The organism is Tabrizicola sp. (assembly GCF_041911175.1).
Taxonomy (GTDB): Bacteria; Pseudomonadota; Alphaproteobacteria; order Rhodobacterales; family Rhodobacteraceae; genus Tabrizicola.
Window position 1 is genome coordinate 1 of sequence record NZ_JAYRPN010000066.1, and the last position, 2,182, is coordinate 2,182.

General features: G+C 68.2%; 3 protein-coding genes. 1 reads left to right on the plus strand and 2 read right to left on the minus strand.

The features are described from left to right. Positions 1-262 precede the first annotated feature (262 nt). Both ACE3P6_RS08685 and ACE3P6_RS08690 read right to left on the minus strand, forming a co-directional pair. Positions 263-937, minus strand: a complete 675-nt coding sequence (locus tag ACE3P6_RS08685; RefSeq protein ID WP_374393830.1) for a hypothetical protein — start codon at positions 935-937, stop codon at positions 263-265. 191 nt (positions 938-1,128) lie between these two features. Then, positions 1,129-1,746: a hypothetical protein gene (locus ACE3P6_RS08690; RefSeq protein ID WP_374393833.1), complete on the minus strand. Its 618-nt coding sequence runs from the start codon at positions 1,744-1,746 to the stop codon at positions 1,129-1,131. 51 nt (positions 1,747-1,797) lie between these two features. Here ACE3P6_RS08690 and ACE3P6_RS08695 point away from each other — a divergent pair. After that, on the plus strand, positions 1,798-2,182 hold a 385-nt coding region (locus ACE3P6_RS08695; RefSeq protein ID WP_374393835.1), incomplete at its 3' end, for a hypothetical protein.

The following is a 2,182-nucleotide window of genomic DNA, read 5'->3' on the forward strand; positions in this document are numbered from 1 at the left end:
ACTGGGGCCGCGGTCACGGGGGCCGCGGTTGCGCCAGCCTCCGGCCGAGGCGAGGCGCGGTCGTTGCGACAGGAACCCCCTGCGGAGCAGAATGCCCCGAGAAACAGGCAGGGTAGCTGGGTTTCCGGCGCGGATGGGTCATCTCTGGTCCGGCTGGTCTCTCGCGTAACGCGCGACAACGCTGCCGGTTCCGAAGAAACCATGTCTTCCTGCGTGAATTCCGTTTCCCCGGGTGCCCGCCACGGGACAGGCTGCGGCCGGCTCAGCCCCGCTGCGCGATCCACACCCGCTCCATCAGATCGGCCAGCCAGGACGGGCGGTCCTCCGGGGCCATGCTGATCGCCTCGGCGATGGCGCGGCGCAAAGTGGCCTCAACCAGGTCGTCCGCGGCGTCGTTGTCCCTGACAAGCAGCCTTGCCATCTGCCGCAAGGCGCGCAGGATCTGTTCGTTGGTCTGCAACAGGTCGCTCTCGGACAGGCCCAGCCCCGCCTTCTCGCGCGCGGCGCCGAGGGCCAGAGAGGCCGACAGCACGCCCGATCCCTGGTGCTTGCCGATCTGGCGGATGTGTTTGAACCGGTCGGGCAGGGTGAAGAAATCGGCGCTGTAGAAAAGGAACGGCACCTTCGCCGCGACCAGTCGATCGGCCAGGCGGTAGACCACGTCCTGCTGCAGGCAGATGTCCAGAACGGCGAAGTCGATCCCGCCTTCGTCGAGCAGGCTGGCGCCTTCGCCCACCGTCACGGCGGGGCCCACGACAATCGCATCGGCAGAGGTCAGGGTGCGCGCCAGATCGCTTGCAACGAAGTAGTCGTCTTCCACGATCAGAACCCGCAATCCGCAAAGACTGTCCGGCTGCCAGTCGTCTGGCCTTGCCATGCTCACCTGGCCCGGCCCGGGAAGGCCGGGCGCCTGCATCTGGCGCGGATCGGTTTTCATCGCACCCGGGACTCCTCACTTACCCGCACTTCCAACGCGTCGCGGTCGCGAACGTTCCGGGCCCGCCACCGCAACGGCAGTCCCACGCTCACCTCCCGCGCCGCTGGAACATCCCCGCCACCGCTCAGGTTGATGGGCCAGATGAAGGAGAGGACCTCATGCCAAGCACCACTCCCGAACCGGGCGGAGCGTCAGGGCCGGGCAACAAGGACCAGGACGCCACGAAGGGCCGGCCCGGCAAATCGGGCGAAGACGCCGGGGGGGAGACCCGGGCGGCCTACGCATCGGCGGGGCAGCCGGCCCGCGCGGCCACCAGATCGAGAAGGGCAAAGGCCGGCGCAGGCGAGCCGGAGCCCGGCGCCGGCAAGACTGCCGCGAAGACCCGCCGGCCGAAGGGCCGTGACGATTTCCGGTTCTACCGCCAGCGCATCGACCGTCTGGTTGACGCCGTCGACGAGGTGGAACAGAGCGGCAGCCACAGCGAGCTTGGCCGTGCCGCCCTGTCGCAGCAGTTCGCGCTCCACTTTCCCCTGCATCTGGCGCTTGTCGAGACGCTTGCGGATATGGGCGTCGCCAATCTTCCCCCGCTCGAGGAAGCGCAATACCGGGGGCTCCTGATCGGCCTCCTCCTGGATGAACGATCCGACGATGCCCTGCTTCCCGGCCAGGTCAGGCTCGCCGTCACTCTCATTCGGGATCTCATCAATCGCGAGGAAGCGCCGAAGACCGGACTTCTTGCGAAGGCACGAGGGGAAGGCATTCCCGAGCCTGCCCTTGAAAGGCGTATCGCTGCCTGCATGGCGGACCATGACGGTCGGTCACTGCGAAAGCGTCCACCTATGGCAGATCAGGAGGATGACATGCCAAGATACTCAGACACCCCGGACCGTGACGAGCGCGGCCGTTTCGTGAGTGACGATGACCGCGGCGGGTCGCGCGGCGGCAATGGCCGTTCGTCGCGCAGCAGCTACGACGACGATGACCGGCGCTATTCCCAGGGTGGCCGCTCCTCCGGGTCGTCGCGCTATGATGACGATGACCGCCGCTACTCCTCGTCGCGCGGCGGACGGGATGATGGCGATCATGGCCAGGGCGGCTGGTTCGGCGACCGCGAGGGCCACGCCGAAGCGGCGCGCCGCGGCTGGGAAAGCCGCGACAGCGACCGCGGCTATTCCCAGGGTGGCCGCTCCTCCGGGTCGTCGCGCTATGACGACGACGACCGCCGCTACTCCTCGTCGCGCGGCG

Excerpts from the sequence above, each read along its gene's own strand:
- ACE3P6_RS08690 (WP_374393833.1), bottom strand. The coding sequence starts at position 1,746 with ATGGTCCGCCATGCAGGCAGCGATACGCCTTTCAAGGGCAGGCTCGGG.
- ACE3P6_RS08685 (WP_374393830.1), bottom strand. The coding sequence starts at position 937 with ATGAAAACCGATCCGCGCCAGATGCAGGCGCCCGGCCTTCCCGGGCCG.